This is a genomic window from Paraburkholderia sp. BL23I1N1 (genome assembly GCF_003610295.1).
Classification (GTDB): domain Bacteria; phylum Pseudomonadota; class Gammaproteobacteria; order Burkholderiales; family Burkholderiaceae; genus Paraburkholderia.
Map to the genome: position 1 here is coordinate 4534778 of NZ_RAPV01000001.1, position 17245 is coordinate 4552022.

General features: G+C 62.5%; 13 protein-coding genes. 11 read left to right on the forward strand and 2 right to left on the reverse strand.

What is annotated here, in order from left to right:
* Positions 1–379 precede the first annotated feature (379 nt).
* The 11 genes from B0G76_RS21230 to B0G76_RS21280 all read left to right on the forward strand — a co-directional run bounded on the left by B0G76_RS21230 (position 380) and on the right by B0G76_RS21280 (position 14553).
* A complete protein-coding gene (locus tag B0G76_RS21230) occupies positions 380–1984 on the forward strand; it encodes a 6-hydroxynicotinate reductase (protein ID WP_120294293.1) in 1605 nt (534 codons plus the stop codon).
* Positions 1985–2047: 63 nt separating this feature from the next.
* The gene (locus tag B0G76_RS21235) at positions 2048–2986 is read left to right on the forward strand and encodes a UPF0280 family protein (protein WP_120294294.1); all 939 of its coding nucleotides are present in this window, start codon (positions 2048–2050) and stop codon (positions 2984–2986) included.
* Entirely contained in the window at positions 2962–3552 is a 591-nt protein-coding gene (locus B0G76_RS21240; protein WP_120294295.1) for an amino acid synthesis family protein, read from the forward strand. The genes B0G76_RS21235 and B0G76_RS21240 overlap by 25 nt, the downstream gene beginning before the upstream one ends.
* An 80-nt stretch (positions 3553–3632) precedes the next feature.
* Entirely contained in the window at positions 3633–4217 is a 585-nt protein-coding gene (locus B0G76_RS21245; RefSeq protein WP_120294296.1) for an amino acid synthesis family protein, read from the forward strand.
* Positions 4218–4235: 18 nt separating this feature from the next.
* Entirely contained in the window at positions 4236–6176 is a 1941-nt protein-coding gene (locus B0G76_RS21250) for an ABC transporter permease (RefSeq protein WP_120294297.1), read from the forward strand.
* Positions 6173–6982 (forward strand): ABC transporter ATP-binding protein, encoded by an 810-nt coding sequence (locus B0G76_RS21255; RefSeq protein WP_120294298.1) that lies wholly within the window; start codon positions 6173–6175, stop codon positions 6980–6982. Before B0G76_RS21250 ends, B0G76_RS21255 begins: the two co-directional genes overlap by 4 nt.
* Positions 6979–7692: an ABC transporter ATP-binding protein gene (locus tag B0G76_RS21260; RefSeq protein WP_120294299.1), complete on the forward strand. Its 714-nt coding sequence runs from the start codon at positions 6979–6981 to the stop codon at positions 7690–7692. The genes B0G76_RS21255 and B0G76_RS21260 overlap by 4 nt, the downstream gene beginning before the upstream one ends.
* Positions 7693–7783: 91 nt before the next feature.
* A complete protein-coding gene (locus B0G76_RS21265; protein WP_120294300.1) occupies positions 7784–8983 on the forward strand; it encodes an amidohydrolase family protein in 1200 nt (399 codons plus the stop codon).
* 31 nt (positions 8984–9014) lie between these two features.
* Complete coding sequence (locus B0G76_RS21270) at positions 9015–9521, forward strand: (2Fe-2S)-binding protein (RefSeq protein WP_120296632.1); 507 nt, start codon at positions 9015–9017, stop codon at positions 9519–9521.
* Complete coding sequence (locus tag B0G76_RS21275; RefSeq protein ID WP_120294301.1) at positions 9518–13129, forward strand: molybdopterin cofactor-binding domain-containing protein; 3612 nt, start codon at positions 9518–9520, stop codon at positions 13127–13129. Before B0G76_RS21270 ends, B0G76_RS21275 begins: the two co-directional genes overlap by 4 nt.
* Positions 13130–13344: 215 nt before the next feature.
* Entirely contained in the window at positions 13345–14553 is a 1209-nt protein-coding gene (locus tag B0G76_RS21280; protein ID WP_120296634.1) for an ABC transporter substrate-binding protein, read from the forward strand.
* Positions 14554–15290: 737 nt separating this feature from the next.
* Here the strand turns inward: B0G76_RS21280 and B0G76_RS21285 are convergent.
* Entirely contained in the window at positions 15291–15542 is a 252-nt protein-coding gene (locus B0G76_RS21285; protein ID WP_054040320.1) for a hypothetical protein, read from the reverse strand.
* Between the two features lie 223 nt (positions 15543–15765).
* On the reverse strand, positions 15766–17094 hold the full coding sequence (locus B0G76_RS21290) for an aspartate aminotransferase family protein (RefSeq protein WP_120294302.1): 1329 nt from the start codon (positions 17092–17094) through the stop codon (positions 15766–15768).
* Between the last annotated feature and the right edge of the window lie 151 nt (positions 17095–17245).

Sequence of the window (17245 nt, forward strand, 5' to 3'; positions counted from 1 at the left end):
GCGTCGGGTTGAACGGCATGCGCCGTAGCCGCTTAGGTGCGCTTAGGGTGCACAGGTACGCTTCAGCATGGCGCGACTTCATCATACAGCCCATATTACGCGCGACGAAATGCCCTGCGCGATAACGTGCTTCGGCGTAGATTGAATCGAGATTCATTCGGCGATGCCGCGCCGCAGCATCCCGATCTCCGCTGGGAAACTCATTGCGCAGTCTATTTTGATCGAGTAGATTTCAAGCAAGTTTGGTTTAGCAAATACTACACGAACGGTGAGTGACCGCAACATGGAAGAACGCGGGTCACGCGAAAGTCACTTTAAACAGGGGCTATTCGTCAGCCGGGCAGGACCGATTGTAATGTCGTCGTATGGGAACCCCACCATGACAGAACATACGAAGGTCGATTTCGGTGCAGAGAGCGTCGACGGCGAAACCGCCTCGACACCCGGTCCGACCGTGCTCGAGAAAGCGGCGCCGCGCAGCGAGCGGATGGCGTCGAACAAGATCGAATGCAATGCGTGCCCGGTGTTGTGCCAGATATCGGAGGGCCGCACGGGCGCATGCGATCGTTATGCGAATGCGGATGGGCGGCTGATTCGCGTCGACCCTGTGGTGTTTCTGTCGCGCGCGGCTTTACCCGAAGCGGGCACGAGCGCTGTGGATGCCACGGTCGAATTTGGTGCGTCGTCCGAAGCACGCGATCTTGCCTCGGAACAGGCGCTCTTCGTGACCGGCATTGGTGCATCGTCCACGTATCCTGACTACAAGCCCGCGCCTTTCATTGTTGCCTCGAAGCTCGACGACGTCGACATGATCACGGTCGTGACCGAGGGTATTTTCAGCTATTGCAGTTTCAAGGTGAAGATCGATACCGACCGCTTTCTCGGGCCGGAGCAATCGAACGTGCGTTGCCAGGGCGAGATCGTCGGGCATGTGACCACGGCGGAGTATGGCTCGCAGATGCTGAGCCTCGGCGGCGTGCATCATCTGACTGGCGGCAGCAAGAAAGAAGGCCGCGTGACGTGCGACATGATGCTCGCGCTCGGCAACAAGGAAGCGGTGGAGTTGAGCATCGACGGCGGCGCAAGTTTGGTGATTCGCGCGGGCGCGGCGCCGATTGTCGACGGCGTCGAAGAGCAGCGTATGCGGGTGGGCTGCGGGTCCGCCACCATCGGTATCTTCGCCAAGCAATGGTTCGGTCACGCCGACGAAGTGGTGGTGGTCGACGATCACATCACGGGCGTGCTCACTGAACACCAGGCAGGCCGCTGCCTCGGCATGACGCGCTCAGGTCTGAAGATTCGCGGACGCAAATCGACCCCGGGCCGCTATTTCCAGGTCGCGAATCCCGGCACCGGATGGGGCGGCACCGACATTCAGGATCCGCTGGCGATTGTCGAAGGCTTCGATCCCGCCGTGGCGAAACCGGGTATGCGCTTGCTGATGGTGTCGACTACCGGCGAACACGCGCAGTGGTATGAGCTCGATCAGGACCTCGTGCCGCGCATCGCCGCCATGCCGGATGCTGTGCGCCGCACGGTCGAACGGATCGGCGAAAATTGCGAGCCGTCGCTCGCCACGGTGCTGTTTCTCGGCGGCGCGGGCGGCAGCTTGCGAGCGGGCGCAACGGAGAATCCGGTCCTGCTCACACGCGCCATCAAACAGAAGCTGGTCAACGTAACATGTGGCGGGGCACCCGCGTATGTGTGGCCGGGTGGCGGCATCACCGTAATGGTGGATGTTTCGCGCATGCCAGATCGATCGTTCGGCACCGTGCCGACGCCCGCGATCGTCGCGCCGATCGAATTCACCATGACGTATGACGCGTATCGCGATCTCGGCGGCCATCTTGACGCAGTGCGTTCGCTGGAAAACGTACTGGCGAACGGGCCCGAGCATACGGAAGGGGCGCCGCTCGCGCGCAGAACATTGGCGCGTAATCCCGACAACCCGTGGCCGCCCGCCATGCCGCGGATGCCTGGCTAACAGCGATAACATGACCGGTGCAACGAACGCAACGAACGCAATCAACACAACGCAACGAACCCGATGAACGCAACCCGCACCCAACTCGACGCGGCCCGCTGGCATTGGCAGCATGGTCCGATCGATCTGATCCTCAGCGCGGACGGCGAACCCTCGGCGGTGCAGGCCGCGTACGAGGCGTGCTGGGCGCGTTTTGTAGACGTGTTGCCTGAGTTGGTCGGCGAGTTGAAGCTGCTGCGGCAGCCAGTGCCGAGCGACGCGGCGCATGGCGACAACGTGCTGAACGGCTCCGTTGCGCGCCGCATGTGGAGCGCCTGCCATCCTCACCGCGCACGCTACATCACGCCGATGGCGGCGGTTGCAGGCAGTGTCGCGGATGAATTGATCACGGCGTTCGCAGGTGAAGGCATAGCGCGCGCCTTCATCAACAACTGCGGCGACATCGCGCTCTATCTGAGCGAAGGGCAACAATACCGCGTCGGCGTGTTCGCCGATCTGGCGACGTTCTCCGGTACGACGCTGTCAGGCGATCAAGCGCTAGACGCAAACCTGACGCTCGACGCCGCCATGCCGATTCGCGGCGTCGCGACAAGCGGCTGGCGTGGGCGCAGCTTTAGCCTCGGCATTGCCGACAGCGTGACGGTGCTCGCCCGCAACGCCGCCACCGCCGATGCCGCCGCGACGATGATCGCCAACGCCGTCAATCTCGACCATGCGGGCATTGTGCGCAGGCCGGCTTCGTCGCTGAAGGACGATAGCGATCTGGGCGACATGCTCGTGACGGTCGACGTGCCGTCCTTGCCGCAACCGTCGATCGATTTCGCGCTCGCGCGCGGCGTCGAGGCAGCGCGACGTTTGCAGGAACAAGGCTTGATCGAAGGTGCCGCGCTGTTCTTGCAAGGGCGGGCACGTGTGACCGATACGCATCGCAATGGCGCGTTATTCAGGAATCGCGCTGAAATAACAACGGAGGCTCCGTGTTCGAAATACGCCGCGTGCTGACGCACGTCGAAGACATTTTCCACGAGTTCGGTCCCGCGCCCGCACAGCCGTTGCGGCGCGGCGCGATTGCCGCGGTAATGACGAATCCGTTCGCCGGCCGCTACGAAGCTAGAATCGAGCACGCGATGGAAGCGCTCAAGCCAATCGGCCTCGACATGGCGCAGCGGCTGCTGGCGGCGATGGCCGTGCCGCACGCGTCGATCGAAAGCTACGGCAAGGGTGCAATCGTCGGCTCGCGTGGCGAACTCGAGCACGGCGCGTTGTGGCATGTCCCCGGTGGCTATGCGATGCGCGAATTGCTGGAGAAAAACGGCGTGCCGACCAACGCAATCGTGCCGTCGACCAAGAAAGTCGGCGCGCCTTCCACCGCGCTCGACGTGCCACTGACCCATGTCAACGCGAGCTACGTGCGCAGCCATTTCGACGCGATCGAAGTGCGGGTGCCCGGTGCGCCCGCTGCGGACGAACTGGTGGTTATCCTCGTGATGAGCACCGGACAGCGCGTGCATGCGCGTGTCGGCGGGCTTGCGAAAGAGGCGATTGTGGGCAAGGACGGTCTGCGTTGAGCGGCGTTTGATCCACGCAATGCGCTGAAGCAAAAAGCCGAAGCAACAGGCAGAACACGCATCGAAACCCGGAGAGTGACATGGCAATCAAGCTTCGCAAGCTCGTCGTACAGGTCGATGAAACACGCATTGAAATGGGGCAGGCCGTCGAGCCGCCGTCACGCCGTGCAGTCGCGATTGCGGTGATCGATAATCCGTACGCGGGCCGCTACGAACCCACGCTGGACGCGTTGATCGAAGCCGGCGAGGAACTCGGCGCGTTGCTCGGCAATAAGTGCGTCGAGGCGTTAGGCATCAAACCGGGCGAAGCGCAAAGCTACGGCAAGGCGGCGATCGTCGGCGAAGCGGGCGAGCTCGAACATGCGGCCGCGATCCTGCATCCCAAGCTCGGCGCTCCGCTGCGGGTCGCGGTCGAAAAGGGCGCGGCGCTGGTGCCATCGGCGAAAAAAATGGGTACGCTCGGCACTGCAATCGACGTGCCGCTGGGCCACAAGGACGCCGCCTTCGTGCGCAGCCATTTCGACGCGATCGAGGCGCGGGTGTCGGACGCGCCGCGTGCGAACGAAATCGTCGTGGCCGTTGCGGTGACGGCTTCGGGCCGGCCGCTGCCGCGCATCGGCGGCTTGCAGGTGAGTGAAATCAAGGGCGAAGACGGTTTGCGCTGAGTCATCTTAAGGGTCGCGATGTTTTCGAATTTGCTGGTACAGCTGGTCAACGGACTCGCCGACGCGTCGACGCTGTTTCTCGTCGCCGCCGGTTTGTCGTTGATCTTTGGCGTGACGCGCATCGTCAACTTCGCCCACGGTTCGTTCTATATGTTCGGCATCTATGTCGCGTATAGCATCGCGAGCCGTTTCGGTCATACGGCGGGCGGCTTCTGGCTCTCGGTGTTGGCGGCTGCCCTGGTGGTCGCGGTGCTGGGCGCGCTGGTCGAAATGATCGTGTTGCGGCGTATCTACCAGGCCCCCGAGTTGTTTCACCTGCTGGCCACCTTCGCGCTCGTGCTGATCTTTCGCGATGCCGCGCTGTGGCTGTGGGGTCCGGAAGATCTCTTCGGACCTCGCGCGCCGCATCTGGCAGGCGCGGTCGATTTCCTCGGCCATCCGCTACCGACCTACGATATCGCGCTGATCGTGATCGCGCCGGTGGTGTTGCTGCTGCTCTGGTATGCGTTGACGCGCACGCGCTGGGGCACGCTGGTGCGCGCCGCGACGCAGGATCGCGAGATGCTCGGCGCGCTCGGCATCAATCAGGCGTGGCTGTTTACCGGTGTTTTTTTCGTCGGCGCATTTCTCGCCGGCCTGGGTGGCGCGCTGCAAGGGCCGCGGATGTCGGCGAATCTCTCGCTGGATCTGGAGACCATCGGCAATGCGTTCGTGGTCGTCGTGGTCGGCGGCATGGGGTCGATTCCGGGCGCATTCGTCGCGGCCTTACTAATCGCCGAGATCAAGGCGCTGTGCATCGGCATCGGCCATGTGTCGGTGTTCGGTATCGATCTGTCGTTGAGCCGCTTTACGCTCGTCGCGGAATTCGTGGTGATGGCGGTGGTACTGGTGGTGCGGCCCTGGGGTTTGCTAGGGAAGGCGAGTGCCGCGGTGCGTGGCGTGGCGGCGCCTGAAGCGCCATTGAGGCCTGCAGGCAAGCGCCTGAAGTGGTTGGCGGCCATCGCGTTGCTGGTGCTGATACTCGCGCCGCTGGCGGCCAACGCATTTCCCTACATGCCGGTGCTGCTGGTTGAAATCCTGATCGCCGTGTTGTTCGCAACGAGTCTGCATTTCATCATGGGCCCCGGCGGCATGCATTCATTTGGCCACGCCGCGTATTTCGGCCTGGGCGCATACGGCGCCGCGTTGTTCCTCAAAGTGCTGAATCTGCCGATGGAAGCCGCGCTGCTGCTCGGCCCCTTGCTCGCGGTGGCGGGCGCGATTGTGTTCGGCTGGTTTTGCGTGCGCCTCTCAGGCGTCTACCTCGCGATGCTGACGCTCGCGTTCGCGCAGATCGTCTGGTCGGTCGTGTTCCAGTGGGACGACGTGACGGGCGGCAGTAACGGCATTCTCGGCTTGTGGCCGTCGAACTGGTTGTCCTCGCCGGTGGCTTTTTACTATCTGACGCTCGCCTGTGCGGTGCTGGGAGTGTGGCTGCTGCGCAAGATGCTGTTCTCGCCGCTGGGTTATGCGATGCGGGCGTCGCGCGATTCGGTGCTGCGCGCCGAGGCAATCGGCATCGACGTGAAACGCGTGCAGTGGGCGGCGTTCGTCGTCGCGTCGCTATTTTGCGGACTCGCCGGATCGCTTTATGCCTTCTCCAAGGGGACGATTTCACCGGAAGTGATCAGCGTGAGCCGCTCGGTGGATGGCCTCGTGATGGTGCTGCTTGGCGGCTTGCAAACCTTGACGGGCCCGATCGTCGGCGCCGCCGTGTTCACCTGGCTGCAGGACACCGTTGCGCGGCAAACCGATTATTGGCAGGCGTTGCTGGGGTTCGCGATCCTGCTGCTGGTGATTGCGTTTCCGCAGGGTATCGTCGGTTTCATTCGTGAGCGTTTTGGCGACGATACGGTGGATAAGGCCGAAGAGCGTTCCGCAGCGCCATCGCAAGGTGCGGCGATCAAGGAGGGGCTATGAGCTTGCTGCGCGTATCCGGCCTCTCCAAATCGTTCGGCGGATTGAAAGCGGTCGACGACGTTTCCTTCGATCTCGAAGCCGGTCAACTGCTGGCATTGCTCGGTCCGAATGGCGCAGGCAAGTCGACCTGCTTCAACATGGTCAACGGGCAACTGCGGCCGTCGTCCGGTTCGATTCGCCTCGACGATCATGAGCTGGTCGGCATGCAGCCGCGCGATATCTGGCGGCTGGGTGTCGGCCGCACGTTCCAGATTGCCGCGACCTTCAATTCGATGACCGTGCTCGAGAACGTGCAGATGGCGCTCGTCTCGCGCGAACGCAAGACGTTCGGCCTGTGGAAACCCGCAGGCTCGCGCTACGCCGATGAAGCCATGACGCTGCTCGAACAGGTTGGCATGGGCGCCGACGCGAACCGCGCCTGCGGCGTGCTCGCCTACGGTGACGTTAAACGCGTCGAACTCGCTATCGCGCTGGCGAACCGCCCCAAGCTGCTGCTGATGGACGAACCTACTGCCGGCATGGCGCCAAAGGAGCGCAACGATCTGATGGCGCTGACCAAGCGTCTCGTCATGGAGCACAAAATCGGCGTGTTATTTACCGAGCACAGCATGGACGTTGTATTCGCGTACGCCGATCGCATGATCGTGCTCGCGCGCGGCAAGCTGATCGCGGAGGGCGACGCCGAAACGATCCGCAACGACGCACGCGTGCAGGAAGTCTATTTCGGCACGGGCAAGACCTTCCAGCCACACGCGCCGCTGCATGAAGCGGCCGGCGGCCATCTAGGACAAGGGGCGCTGCAATGAGCGAGCCGATGCTGAAAGTCTCCGGCCTCAATGCGTTCTATGGCCGCGCGCACATTCTGTTCGACGTGGGCCTCGAAGTCGGCCGCGGCGAAGTGGTTGCGCTGATGGGCCGCAACGGCGCGGGCAAATCGACAACGATGAAAGCGGTAATGGGTCTGCTGCCGCGCCGCCAGGGCGAAGTGCGCTTTCGCGGGCAAAACATCACGGCGTTGCCGCCGTATCGCATCGCTCGGATGGGCATGGGTTTTGTCCCCGAAGACCGCCGGGTGTTCTCGGATCTGACGGTAATGGAAAACCTCGATACAGGCCGTCAACCACCACGCGAAGGCGCGCCGCAATGGACGCCGGAAAAACTGTTCCGCCTGTTCCCCAATCTCGGCGAAATGCCGAAACGCCCAGGCGGCCAGATGAGCGGCGGCGAGCAGCAGATGCTCACGGTTTCACGCACGTTGATGGGCAATCCGTACCTGGTGCTGCTCGACGAACCGTCCGAGGGCGTCGCACCTGTGATCGTCGAACAGATGGCGAACATGATTCTCGAACTCAAGCGTGAAGGGCTGTCAATTCTGTTGTCCGAACAGAATCTGCACTTCGCCGAGCTGGTCAGCGACCGCGCGTACGTCCTCGAAAAAGGACAGATTCGCTTCAGCGGCACGATCGGTGAACTCGCGAAGAACGAAACAGTGAGGCGCGCTTATCTGAGCGTGTGAGCTCATCGGCACAAGGCGTGCAGGGTATGCACGCGCGCTGCGCCGGGCAGTCGTTGCGAACCGTTGTGAATCGTTGCACAAGGAGAAGCAGATGGCAGCAGAGACGTTGACAGGCTTGTCGGGCAAGGTCGCCGTAACGAACATTGGTCTGCTGTTATCCGGCGATATCGACCAGCCGATTCTCGACGCGGACACGCTGGTGATCGACGACGGCGTGATCGTCGCGCTCGGCCGCGAGAAAGATTGCGACCTCGAAGGCGCGCGGACTACGGTCGATTGCAAAGGCACCACGGTCGCGCCGGGCCTGATCGACTCCCACGTGCATCCGGTGTTCGGCGACTGGACGCCGCGGCAGAATCAGATGGGCTGGATCGAATCGAATCTGAACGGCGGCGTGACGACCATGATTTCGGCGGGCGAAGTGCATTTGCCTGGTCGTCCGAAAGACGTGCTCGGCGTCAAGGCACTCGCGATTACCGCTCAACGCTCGTTCGAAGGGATGCGTGGCGCGGGTGTCGGCGGCGGCGTGAAAGTCATGGCGGGTGCGCCGGTGATCGAGAAGGGCATGGTCGAAGAGGACTTCAAGGAGCTCTCGGAGGCGGGCGTAAAGCTGCTCGGCGAAGTGGGCCTCGGCAGCGTGAAGGGTGGTGAGGAAGCGGGGCAAATGGTCGCGTGGGCGCGCAAGTATGGTATTCAAAGCACGATTCACACGGGAGGACCGTCGATTCCGGGCTCGGGTCTGATCGATCGGGACGTGGTGCTTGCGGCTGACGCGGACGTGATCGGCCACATCAACGGTGGGCATACGTCGCTTTCCTATCGGCATGTCTGCGATCTATGCGAGCAATCGAGCCGCGCGCTGGAGATCGTCCACAACGGCAACGAGCGGATCGCTTTGCTCACCGCGCGTCACGCGATCGAATTGAAATGCCCGCATCGGATCATTCTCGGCACCGATAGCCCGGCGGGTTCCGGCGTGCAGCCGCTCGGCATTCTGCGGATGATCGCGCTGATCTCCAGTCTCGCGGATATTCCTGCTGAAATCGCCTTCTGTTTCGCGACCGGCAACACCGCGCGGCAACGCAATCTGCGGCAAGGGCTGATCGAAGTGGGCCGTCCTGCCGACCTCGTCTTCATGGACCGCGCGCAGCATACGGCGGCCGACACGCTGCTGGAAAGCGTGCAGCTCGGCGACATTCCCGGCGTCGGCATGGTGATGATCGATGGTTTGATCCGCTGCCGGCGCAGCCGCAATACCCCACCGGCAACCGAAGTGCCGGTGGTGCTTTGAGCGCGCGCCGCACGGCGTGGCCGGCATTGTCATGAACCGCCCGGCGCCTCTTACGCTGCACGTCAACGGCGCGACGCATGCTGTCAGCGCCGCTGCCGATACGCCGCTGCTCTATCTGCTGCGTAACGACCTCGCGTTGAACGGTCCGAAGTTCGGCTGCGGTCTCGGCGAATGCGGTGCGTGTACCGTATTGCTCGACGGCATCCCTACGCGTTCATGCGTGACGACCGCGAAGGTTGCGTTAGGGCGTGAGATCACCACGCTCGAAGGACTGGGTACGCGTGCCGCGCTGCATCCCGTGCAGCAGGCTTTTATCGAAGAACAGGCCGCGCAGTGCGGCTATTGCCTGAACGGCATGATCATGACCGCCAAAGCGTTGCTCGATCGCGATCCGCATCCGGGTGTCGAGACGATTCGGCGGGAATTGTCGCGCAACCTCTGTCGCTGCGGTACGCATGTCGAGATCGTGCGCGCGGTGCAGCGCGCGGCCGTTTTGCTCGCCGAGCAACCGGCGCTGGATCAGGGAGCGTGTGCATGACCGGGCCGGATTTCAGTGTCGATCGCCGGGCCGCGCCGCTGTCGCGACGGCAGCTCTATGACGCGCAGAATGTGCTGATCGTCACGCGGCCGCCGCAGGCGCCGGTGCGAGCGGCGATTGGACAGCCGGGGTCGCGGTCTTCGTTCGTGCCGACGGAAGCCGACATGTTCCTCGTGGTGCGCGACGACGGCACGGTGGTCGCGTTCAACGGGCATGTCGATCTCGGGACCGGCATCGGCACGGCGCTTGCGCAGATCGTCGCGGAAGAACTCGACGTGCCGTTGACGCGTGTCTCGATCGTGCTCGGGCACACGAACGAAGCGCCGAATCAGGGTCCCACGATTGCGAGCGCCACGATCCAGATTTCGGCGGTGCCGTTGCGGCACGCGGCGGCGCAGGCGCGGCAGTTTCTGCTGGAGGAAGCAGCGCGACGCTTGAACGTGAGTGCCGACAATCTCGATGTGCGCGACGGTGTGGTTTTTCCGCGCGACGGCGGCAGCACCCAGGGTATCGGCTACGGCGAACTGATCACTGGACGGCGAGTTGAATTGACGCTCGCCACCGATGCGCCGCTGAAATCGCCCGATACGTACAAGATCGTCGGCAAGAGCTCGCCGCGCGTCGATATCCCCGCGAAGGCCACGGGCGAATTGAGTTTCGTACATGACGTACGCGTGCCGGGCATGTTGCACGGCCGCGTGGTACGGCCGCCTTATGCGGGTGTCGCGCAGGGTGAGTTCATCGGCAATAGCCTGCTTCACGTCGACGAGAATTCTGTCAGCGACTTGCCCGGCATCGTCAAGGTGGTGGTGATCCGCGATTTTGTCGGCATCGTGGCGGAGCGCGAAGAGATCGCGCAACAAGCGGTGAAGCGCTTGAATGTGCAGTGGAAGGCGGTAGAGGGTTTGCCGCCGCTCGAAACCAGCGAGGAAGTGGAAGCTGCACTCAGAGCCAATCCGGCCAAACGACGCGACCTGGTGATCGAGGGCGATATCGACGCGGCACTCGCAGAAGACGCGTCTCGAACGCTGGAACGCACCTACGTATGGCCGTTTCAGATGCACGCGTCGATTGGACCCTCGTGCGCGGTGGCCGACTACCGGGAGGCGAAGCTGAAGGTTTGGTCGGGCACGCAGAATCCCCATTCGTTGCGTGCCGATCTCGCCTTGCTGATGGCGCTGGATGAATCGAACATCGAAATCGTGCGTATGGAAGCGGCAGGTTGCTACGGCCGCAATTGCGCGGACGATGTCGCCGCCGACGCCGCGCTGCTATCGCGCGCAACCGGCAGTCCGGTGCGCGTGCAGTTATCTCGCGAAGACGAGCATGCATGGGAGCCCAAAGGCGCTGCGCAATTGATGGACGTGCGCGGTGCATTAGATGCAGAAGGCGGACTCGCCGCATACGACTTCGCGACGCGCTATCCATCGAACGACGCCCCCACGTTAGCGTTGCTTCTTACCGGAACCGTATCCGCGGAGCCGCAGGTATTCGAAATGGGCGACCGCACGTCTGTGCCGCCGTACGACTACCGGACCATGCGTATCGTCTGCGACGACACGCCACCGATTGTGCGAGCGTCGTGGTTGCGGGGCGTTTCCGCCTTGCCGAACACCTTCGCGCATGAGTCTTTCATCGACGAACTCGCGGCAGAAGCGGGCGTCGATCCCGTCGAGTTTCGGCTGAAGCATCTCACTGATCCGCGCGCGATCGATCTCGTCAAGGCGGTCGCGGAGAAAGCAGACTGGCAACTGCGTACAACCGCTTTGAAAGAAGCTCAGGAAGAGGGCGATGTTGCGCGCGGCAGAGGCTTCGCCTACGCCCGCTACGTGCACAGCAAATTTCCCGGCTTCGGCGCGGCGTGGTCCGCGTGGGTGGCTGACGTCGAGGTCAATCGCAAGAGCGGCGAGCTTGCCGTGACGCGCGTGGTGGTCGGGCAGGACACCGGCACCATGGTGAATCCTGACGGCGTGCGTCACCAGATACACGGCAATGTGATCCAGGCCACCAGCCGCGCGCTGAAAGAACGCGTGACGTTCGGCGAGAACGCGGTGACGAGCCAGGAGTGGGGGGCATATCCGATCCTGACTTTCCGTGAAGTGCCGGTGATCGACGTGGTGATGATGCCGCGCCACGGCGAGCCGCCGATGGGCACGGGCGAATCGGCTTCGCTGCCGGGCGCGGCGGCAATCGCCAACGCGTTGTACGACGCCACAGGTGTGCGTTTTCGCAGGCCGCCGTTCACGCCCGAGACGATTCGCGCCGCGCTCGCCGATGCGCAAGCGGATGAAGCGGCGGCACGCAAGAAGAGGCGCCGGCGGCTCGGTTTTCTCGGTGTAATCGCCGCGGGCGCGGCCGGCTGGCTCGGTGCATTAGCGATGACGCCACACGCCATTGCACCCCTTACGCCACCGCTCGCGAGCGCGTTCGCGCCCGACCTGGTGGCGCGCGGCAAACTGCTTGCGTCACTGGGCAATTGCGCGGTTTGCCATACCGCGCACAACGGCGTGCCGAACGCGGGCGGTAAGCCGCTCGATACGCCATTCGGCACCGTCTACAGCACCAACATCACGCCGGACGGACAGACGGGCATCGGCACATGGTCGCTCGACGCATTCGTGCGGGCGATGCGCCAGGGGATCAGCCGCGACGGGCATCGTCTGTATCCCGCGTTCCCGTACACGTCGTTCAAAAACACCTCCAACGACGATCTGAAAGCGCTCTACGCGTACCTGATGGCGCAGACGCCGGTGCGCTCCCGTCCGCCGGAAACGAAGCTGGCCTATCCGTTCAGCGTGCGTCCGTTGATGGCCGCATGGAACGGGCTGTTTCTCGGGCGCAATACATTTGCAGCCAGTGCCACGCAAAGTGCGCAATGGAATCGCGGGGCGTATCTCGTGAACGGCCTCGGCCATTGCAGCGCATGCCATACCCCGCGCAATGCGTTCGGCGCCGAGAAAACCGGCTCGGTCTTCATGGGTGGCGGCATGGCGGAAGGATGGGAAGCGCCCGCGCTGTCGACGCTTTCCAACGCGCCCGTGCCCTGGAGCGAAGACGAACTGTTCAGCTATCTGCGCTACGGTCACGCGCCGCTGCATGGCGTCGCAGCCGGGCCGATGGCGCCGGTGGTCAGCGATCTGACGGCATTGCCCGACAGCGATATTCGCGCGATGGCCGCGTATCTGGCGTCGTTGAATCCTCTTGAAGCCAACGCGGATCCTGTGGCGATGGCGCGTCAATACGAGCAGGCCAGCACGATGACGGGTACGGCGACCGGCCTTGGTGCACGTCTTTTCGACGGCGCGTGTGCGGCCTGTCATCACACGGGCAGCGGGCCGCAATTGTTTGGCGCGCATCCCTCGCTGGCGCTTAACACGAATCTGCACAGCACGACGCCCGATAATCTGATTCGCGTGATTCTCGATGGGATCGGCTCGCCTGCGCGCCCCGAACTCGGTACGATGCCGGCTTATCGCGACAGTTTCAACGATGCCCAGGTCGCCGAGCTCGTGTCATACCTGCGTCAGCAATTTGCCGGCGGTAAGCCGGCATGGCAGGACGTCACGGCGAGCGTCGCCAGAATTCGCGCGACACCGCAGGCAGAGTGAGATTGCCAGACGTAATGCAGTACGGTTTGCCGCGTCACTTGCAGCATTGCTTGCAGTAGCTCTTGCAGTAGCTCTTGCAGCAGAACTTGCAGCAGAACTTGCAGCAGAACTTGCAGCAGAACTTGCAGCACGGCTCGCTGACCGAATCGCGAAACGTTTTAACGCTTGATAAAAACGACCGCATTCCCGCAATCCTTTTGATAACGGAGAAACGCATGACCACGCGCGCAGGATGGATCTCTCGCCTTACGGTTTCAACGGTGCTATCGCTCGCGGCCTTTGGCGCGAGCGCGCAGCAGACCATCAAGATCGGTGAAATCAACAGCTACAAGGCGCAGCCTGCCTTTCTCGGGCCTTACAAGAATGGTTGGAATCTGGCGCTAGACCAGGTGAATGCGGCGGGCGGTGTCCTTGGCAAACAGCTCGAAGTCGTGTCGCGCGACGACAACGGCAATCCGGGCGACACGATCCGCGTCGCGCAGGAGTTGATTGCGCGTGAGCAGGTGCAATTGTTGTTCGGCGGATTCCTGTCGAACACGGGTCTTGCGTTGACCGACTTCGCGAAGCAGAAGAAGATTTTCTTCCTCGCGGCCGAGCCGTTGACTGACAAGATTGTTTGGGCTGACGGCAACAAATACACGTACCGTCTGCGTCCTTCGACGTATATGCAGGTGGCGATGCTGGTGCCCGAGGCGGTGAAGCTGAAGAAGAAACGCTGGGCGCTCGTGTATCCGAACTACGAGTACGGGCAATCGGCGGTGGCGACGTTCAAGAAGCTGATGATGGCGGCGCAGCCGGACGTGGAGTTTGTCGCCGAGCAGGCGACGCCGCTGGGCAATGTCGACGCGGGTGCGGTTACGCAGGCGATTGCCGATGCGAAGCCCGATGCGATTTTCAACGTGCTGTTTGGCGCCGATCTCGGCAAGTTTGTGCGCGAGGGTAATACGCGCGGGTTGTTCAAGGATCGCAGCGTGGTGTCGTTGTTGACGGGGGAGCCGGATTATCTTGATCCGTTGGGGGCGGAGGCGCCGACGGGCTGGATTGTGACGGGGTACCCGTGGTATTCGATCGATACGGCGGCCAACAAGAAGTTTGTGGACGCGTATCAGGCGAAGTATCACGATTATCCGAGACTGGGGTCGGTGGTCGGGTATTCGGCGTTGATGTCGATTGCTGCGGGGATTAAGAAGGCTGGGTCTACTGATCCGGATAAGTTGGCTGCCGCGTTTAAGGGGCTAGGGGTGGAGACGCCCTTCGGGCCGATTACCTTTCGGACGCAGGATAATCAGTCGACAATGGGGGCTTTTGTCGGGGTTACCGGTCTTAAGGATGGCAAAGGGGTGATGACTTCGTATCGGTATATTGATGGGGCTAGTGTGCAGCCTTCTGATGCTGAGGTTAAGAAGTTACGGGCGAGTGAGTAGGCGGGCTTTTTTTTGCCTGCGCGGCGCTTGTCTGTGTTGTTATGGTGTTGGCCTTTCCTTGCTTTGTTAGTGGTTTATTAGCGTTGCCGCTGTGCGGGGCGGCAACCTACTTTTCTTTGCCTGCCGCAAAGAAAAGGCAAAAGAAAGCGGCTCACACCGTCAGCTCATAAGCGGGGCCCCCGCACAGCCACGGTAGTGGTGCATCTGGAATCCGTGCCCCCGCACACTCCGCGCTTGTGACAAAGCACTCATCAGCTCCCACTCCGCACTGCGTACGTCGCGGATAGGGCTGCATGGGAAACCAGGGGTTTCGTTTGCGCGCAGCGGGGGCCATCGGCTTCATCTCGGCGAGGCGCCGAATGCGCAAACACGATGGGATTCTGGAAGGGCCGCCAGGCCGAGTAAAGCGGGATCGCGAAAACGGAGCGAGTGGTTTTACGAAATGCGCGTCGGCGCGCGCAGCGCCGCCGGAAGTATGACGGCCTTGTCACTGACGCCGAATGTGCGAGGGCACGGATTCCAGATGCACCACTACCCCCTCCAAGCCAGGGGACCCGCTTAAGAATTAGCGGTTTGAGCCGCTTTCTTTGCTTATCTTTCTTTGGGGCGGCCGGCAAAGAAAGTAAGTTGTAGTGCCGCCCAGCACAGGGGCGACGCTAATAGACCGCTAACAAAGCAAGGAAAGGCCAACGCCATAAAAACACAGACAGAAAGCGCCGCGCAGGCAAAAAAAGCCACTACTCCTCTGCATCATGCTCAATCACAAACCGCCTCAAATAAGCCAGCACGGCGGCTTCCACCGCCCGATGATCAGCCGTACTCTTCGACCCCGCATTTTCCTCATCGCCAAACAATGAAGACGGCGCATTATGCACATCCACTTCCTGACCTTCGCGAAACACGCGAATCTCATGAACGTCTTCAGCGTACTCCGCAACCCAATGCACACCTTCAATATGCGCGCCCGCGCGAACGGTAGGTATCTTCATGGACGTCTCCCGTCAGGTCGGACCACGGCGCCAACCCTAGTCCATCACGATACGCCGTCCAGGCGGCAGGCGCGAGCGCAATAGGCCAATTTCCCGATATTTCGCTGCGCCGCAACACACAAGAACTTTGCCCGCGTCGCTAACGCCGGCGAGAGAGAGGACGCGACGCAGGCAAGCTAAATGACGCGCGCAACATCTCACGCGCGCCACGTCACCATCCGTCTTACTGCACCGTCGCCAGCACATCACCCACCGTCTTGAAGATGTGCGCGATCTGCTCTTCGTCGATGATGAGCGGCGGCGAGAACGCCAGAATATCGCCGGTAAAGCGCACCAGCACGCCCGCTTCAAAGCACTTCACGAACGCTTCATAAGCACGCGCGCCCGGCGCGCCGTCGCGCGATTCGAGCTCGACGCCCGCGATCATGCCAAGGTTGCGAACGTCCTTCACATGCTTCGCCTCGCGCAGCGAGTGAGCGGCGGCTTCGAACTTCGGCGCCATCGTCGCCGCGCGCTCGAACAGGCCCTCGCGTCGATACAGGTCGAGCGTCGCAACCGCCGCAGCCGCCGCAGCCGGGTGCGCCGAATACGTGTAACCGTGGAACAGTTCGATGGCGCCCTGTGCGCCGCTGTTGACGATCGTGTCGTGGATCGTGCGGCTCGCGGCCACGGCGCCCATCGGGATCGCGGCGTTGTTGATCGCCTTGGCCATCGTGATCAGGTCCGGCGTCACGCCGAAGTATTCGCTCGCCGTCGCCTTGCCGACACGGCCGAAACCGGTAATCACTTCGTCGAAAATCAGCAGGATGCCGTGCTTCGTGCAAATCTCGCGCAGCTTCTGCAGATAGCCCTGCGGCGGAATCAGCACGCCCGTCGATCCGGCCACCGGTTCGACGATCACGGCGGCGATCGTCGACGCATCGTGCAGCGTGACGATGCGCTCGAGTTCGTCGGCGAGATGCGCGCCCCAGGCCGGCTGGCCCTTCGAAAATGCATTGTGTTCGAGGTTATGCGTGTGCGGCAGATGGTCGACCGCCGGCAGCAGCGCGCCGGAGAACGTCTTGCGGTTCGGTGCGATGCCGCCGACCGAAATGCCGCCGAAGCCCACGCCGTGATAACCGCGCTCGCGGCCGATCAAGCGCGTGCGCTGGCCTTCGCCGCGCGAACGGTGGTACGCGAGCGCGATTTTCAGCGCGGTGTCGACCGATTCCGAGCCAGAGTTCGTGAAGAAAATCCGGTCGAGACCTTCCGGCATCAGTTCAGCAACCTTCGTGGCTGCTTCGAATGCCAGCGGATGGCCCATCTGGAAAGTCGGCGCGAAATCGAGCGTCGACAGTTGCAGGGTGATCGCGGCGACGATTTCGTCGCGGCCGTGGCCGGCGTTCACGCACCAGAGGCCGGCGCAGCCGTCGAGCACTTCACGCCCGTCCGTGGTGCGGTAGTACATGCCCTTGGCCGATTCCAGCAGGCGCGGCGCAGCCTTGAACTGGCGGTTGGCGGTAAAGGGCATCCAGAAAGACGACAGGTCGTCGATGACGGGGCGCGAAGTCATGGTTTTTTCCTCGAAGTGGTCCCCCAAGGGGACTTCCTTCGGGGCATAGCCAAAACTGTAGCGTTCGCGGTTTAATGGCGGCATAAACAGTTGACGCAGTGTGGCGCTAACTGTGTTGGTGGAATTGCGATAACTGTGTCGACTCCTCACT